Here is a 4,538-nt window from a genome sequence, read left to right as displayed (position 1 = left end):
TAAAAGACTTACAGAAATGTAGGTCTTTTTTTATTCACCAAATATATTATTCCTGACCCATTTAACTGCATCAATCTTATACACTTTCACAAATTTATATGTGCTACAACTTTAATAACAAAAAGGTTAATCTAAAAAAAGCAGCGGAGAATCTTAATGCTGAAGGATACGAGAAAGGAGAATTTGACGTAACCGGCAGCGTCAACTCATTTATCAAAGAAACTACACCAACCATTCCGGCTATCGTCAACCATAACGGGATTGTTCTTATGAATACATTCTGGGGCATAAAAGAAAATCCTGATGCTCCAACCAAAGGAAAAAATCTGCAGTCTGAAAACACCCACACTTTTTATCGTAAAATTGAAAAAAACAGATGTCTGATTCCTGCATCCTCTTACTTTGAATATAAACAAGTATCGACACCGGGCAGGAAAACACCGTTAAAAGTCAAGCATGAAATGTTCTGGAAAAACAAGGCACAATTTTATATTGCAGGCTATTTTGATATATACGATGACGGCAACCTGGGTTTCGGCCTGGTAACAACTTTACCTAATCCTGTGCAGGCAGAAATCCATAACCGGATGATCATTACTCTTGATGAGAAAATGGGACGGTCATTCCTTAACCAGGAACCCATTGAAACCTTTCAATTCCCAAACTATTCGCCCGATCTGGAATATATGAATTTAGAACCGCAAAAAATGCCCAATACTTTATTTTAATCTGAACCGCAATCATAAAAAGAGCCCTTTGACCGGGGCTTTGTTCTTAAGAAAATAACGGAGATGAATCTGCTTCTTTATGTACAGAAATAATGCTGTTTTTTAACAATAAGGCAGGAATCATCAAACCCATATTTCCTTTTTCATAAAAGACACCTTTGACATTTAAATCATCCAGCAATGCTTCGGTTATTTCGAAATGGATTTTTCTGAAATATTCTTCGTTATCAAATTCCAAGGTAATCTTTTCCATTACCGTTTTAATTTCTATTTTCATATTGAGATATTTTATTTTTTAAATCAGTAATACAGTTTATTATACGTGACAAAATTCTTACCAATTTCTTACCGAGTTGAAACTTATTTGATTTACTATTGAGTTAATATTCAAATTAATCCCGTAAATCCATCTTGATTTAAAGAAATTCAAACGATCACGACCATCCGGTGAAAGAATAAATAAAGCACGATAAAATGAAGGCTTTATTTCATTACATTTGCAGCTTTGTATTCAACTTGGGTTCCAGGTTAAATATTTTGATTACCAACAATAAAACTGCATACTTTTTGTTTATGCTAATAGCTTGAAGAAACAACAAATGTTAATTAACAATCCGAAATATTACGCTCTTTTTTTTCTGTTTTTTTTCATCGAATCCGTCTTCGGACAAAATACAGCTAACGGAAAAATTACAGATGGCAAAACCAATAAAGAAATCAGCGGTGTTGACATATTTATCAATGAAAGTGACAAACCGGTTCTGACGACTACCTCAGGAAACTTCATGGTTCAATCTGACAGCGTAATCTATAAATTAAAATTTTTAAGAAAAAACTATGCTTTAGAAAGCATAACTATTACGCCGGAAAACGCCAATAATATTTTCGTAAAGCTTTCACAGGAAAAAGTAAGCAGTATCCAGGAAGTGGTCATTCACAATGAGAAGCCGAAATATAAAAACAAAAAGGAAAACCCCGCCTATGCTATTATGCAGAAAGTGTGGGAGCGGAAAAGGAATAACGGGCTGGACAAATTCGATACCTATACCTATAAAGAATACGAAAAAATCCAGTTTGACGCCAATAATCTGGACAGTGCCTTTATGAAGAAGAAAATCTTTAATAAGCTTGATTTTATCTTTGACTATGCAGATTCCACCGCGAGCGGAAAGATAGGGCTTCCTCTTTTTTTGAATGAGGCCGTTTATGAGAACTATGGGGAAAACAGGCCTTCAAAAAGAAACAAAAGGCTTTTGGTTGCTCAGAAAACGTCAGGCTTTCAGGACAATCAGATCGTTACATTGACAGCAAAAAATTTATATCGCGACATCAATATTTATGACAATACCCTAAACTATTTTGATATCGGTTTTCCAAGCCCTGTAGGAGAAACAGGCTTCAGCACGTATGATTATAATTTAATTGATACTATTTCGATTCATGGTGAAAATGCGTTCAAGATTCGTTATCAGCCGAAAAGAACCGAAGTGCTGGCATTTCAGGGGTATCTTTATATTGATACGGACAGCTATGCGGTTTTAGGAGCCACTTTAAAGTCGACACAGAAAATCAATGTCAATTTCATCAATGGAATTTCAACGGAATTGGAGTATGATAACCCCGATGAAAATACGTTTCTACCCAGAAAATTCATTACCGAAATTGAGATGACCCCGTTTTCAAAAAAGAAAACCTCTAAAAGCATTGTCGCAAAAAGATCAGTCGATTACTCGGAATATCAGTTTAACAAGCCTCTTGAAGATAAAGTTTTTAAAAGAAAAGAAGAAGAGTACAATGATCAGTTCGTAGATAAAGATGATGCATATTGGGTGAAAGCCCGTCCTGATTCTTTATCAAAAAGCGAACAGGGAATCTACGATATGCTGGATAAGCTTCAGCAGACTCCAAAGTTCAACCGGCTCGTGAAATTATATGAAACCCTTGGTTCCGGATATTATAATGTTGGTAAGAGCATTGATATAGGTCCTATTTTCTCTGTTTACGGAAAAAATGAAATTGAAGGAGACCGGATAAGGCTTGGAGCAAGAACTTATTTTACAAGGAACGACCCTTGGCGGGTGCAATTCTATACTGCATACGGCTTTAAAGATCATCAGGTAAAATATGGTGCGGAAGCACGATTTATGTTTAACAGGGTAAACAGGTTTACCGTAGGTGCCGGCACAAGAAGGGATATCTTACAATTAGGCGTCCAGCTTACCAATGATGACGGAATCATGGCCAGAACATTTGCATCATCAACGATTTTTGCAAGAGGGGAAAATGCATCTTTAAGTTCATTAAACCAAACCAACGTTTTCACGGCTATTGAACCATGGAAGAACTTCCAGATCAGGCTGGACGGGACCATGCAAAGCATCAAATCAGCTAATCCTGAAGGTTTCAACTTAATGTATTATAAAGATGGAAAGCTGAGAAAGACAACTAATGACTCCCATCTTACCTTAAGCTTAATTGCAAGGCCGGGAGCTAGATTCTCACAGACCGGTATCGACCGATATGAACATGGAACCCTGGCCCCTACTATCGTTTTAAAATATACGAAAGGGATTGAAGGACTATTCGGATCGGACTTCAGCTATAATAAACTGCAGTTTATGTTTTACAAACCCGTTCTGATCGGAAGCTGGGGTAAAACATTAATTAATTTTGAAGCTGGAAAGAATTTTGATACGGTTCCTCTGGCTCTGCAGAATGTCATTCCCGGAAACCAGTCTTATAGCCTGGCAGCCAACACTTTTGCTCAGCTTAATTATTATGAGTTTGTTGCAGATACGTATACAACCCTGCATCTTGAGCATCATTTTAACGGAAAGATACTTTCTTATATCCCTTTGATTAAAAAATTAAAGCTAAGAGAGATTGCATTTATCAGAGGAGCTTACGGAACTTTAAGCGATGCTTCGAAAGCGATTAATGTAACCGGATTCAAATATTCCGCCCCCAGTGAACACATCTATTATGAATATGGTGTCGGGATTGAAAATATAGGTTTCGGAAATCTCCGGATTTTCAGGGTAGATTTTAACTGGCGGGGAAATTACCTGGACAGATCCGATATTTCAAAGTTCGGGATCAAAGCAGGATTTCAAGTTGGATTCTAAATAAAAAATCTCCTTCACAAAATGAAGGAGATTTTTTTACCTGCTTTATTGAGATATTATGCTTCTACAGGGTAGTTTTTACAGCCATTGCAGTGTGCCACAATATACACAATATTACATGACGGTCTTTGTCCTTCAGGAATTTTGCAATACACATCGCAAGGCAGACATCCTTTATCGGGAGCAATTCCGCCGATTACATTTTTAAGTTCCTGTCTGTTGATTTTCTTTAAATTTTTCATATCAATTATTTTAATTTGTTTTATGTTATAAAGTGAACAAAATACCATTTATAATAATCCTGGCAAAATACCATTTAACAATCAAATATGCCTTGTATGCATTAACACACGACATCTTTAGTAAGTCTGATAAAGCACACCATCCCCAATACAATGACCGGTTCAGAGAATTTTCAGTGATACCTGCAATCAGTTTTAACTTTTTAACCAATTATTTAAGATTTTGCAATGTCTTTATATATTGCCTTTTTTATATTCATTATATCTAATAAACTCATAGTTTGGATGTTATCAAATATATAAAATATTTCACTGCAAACTGATTAAATACATAAAATATTTATATGATCTTTGCATATAACAAAAGAATCCGTCTCACAACTAAAAGTGAGACGGATTCTTTGTTTGAGTAGATTTTAGTTCGTTACTAAAAAATAGAAAAA

The 4,538-nt window shown here is 35.6% G+C and carries 4 protein-coding genes; 2 read left to right on the top strand and 2 right to left on the bottom strand.

Annotated features, from left to right (window positions below):
* Positions 1–98 precede the first annotated feature (98 nt).
* Positions 99–728, top strand: coding sequence for an SOS response-associated peptidase family protein (locus MKJ01_RS15625; RefSeq protein ID WP_241615033.1), 630 nt, complete (start codon positions 99–101; stop codon positions 726–728).
* Positions 729–774: 46 nt separating this feature from the next.
* On the opposite strand, the gene MKJ01_RS15620 is transcribed toward MKJ01_RS15625, so the two are convergent.
* Positions 775–1,005 (bottom strand): hypothetical protein, encoded by a 231-nt coding sequence (locus tag MKJ01_RS15620; protein ID WP_241615032.1) that lies wholly within the window; start codon positions 1,003–1,005, stop codon positions 775–777.
* 322 nt (positions 1,006–1,327) lie between these two features.
* Here MKJ01_RS15620 and MKJ01_RS15615 point away from each other — a divergent pair, with 322 nt between their 5' ends.
* Positions 1,328–3,853, top strand: coding sequence for a DUF5686 family protein (locus MKJ01_RS15615; protein WP_241615031.1), 2,526 nt, complete (start codon positions 1,328–1,330; stop codon positions 3,851–3,853).
* Between the two features lie 56 nt (positions 3,854–3,909).
* Here the strand turns inward: MKJ01_RS15615 and MKJ01_RS15610 are convergent, their stop codons facing one another.
* Complete coding sequence (locus MKJ01_RS15610) at positions 3,910–4,095, bottom strand: hypothetical protein (RefSeq protein WP_241615030.1); 186 nt, start codon at positions 4,093–4,095, stop codon at positions 3,910–3,912.
* Between the last annotated feature and the right edge of the window lie 443 nt (positions 4,096–4,538).

It is taken from the genome of Chryseobacterium sp. SSA4.19 (assembly GCF_022601875.1).
Classification (GTDB): Bacteria; Bacteroidota; Bacteroidia; order Flavobacteriales; family Weeksellaceae; genus Chryseobacterium.
The sequence above is the reverse complement of the archived record's forward strand: the minus strand, read 5'-3'. Positions and strand labels throughout refer to the sequence as shown.

What these genes read in the sequence shown, in the direction of transcription:
- MKJ01_RS15625 (WP_241615033.1), top strand. Translation starts at nt 99, where the DNA reads ATGTGCTACAACTTTAATAACAAAAAGGTTAATCTAAAAAAAGCAGCG.
- MKJ01_RS15610 (WP_241615030.1), bottom strand. Translation starts at nt 4,095, where the DNA reads ATGAAAAATTTAAAGAAAATCAACAGACAGGAACTTAAAAATGTAATC.
- MKJ01_RS15620 (WP_241615032.1), bottom strand. Translation starts at nt 1,005, where the DNA reads ATGAAAATAGAAATTAAAACGGTAATGGAAAAGATTACCTTGGAATTT.
- MKJ01_RS15615 (WP_241615031.1), top strand. Translation starts at nt 1,328, where the DNA reads ATGTTAATTAACAATCCGAAATATTACGCTCTTTTTTTTCTGTTTTTT.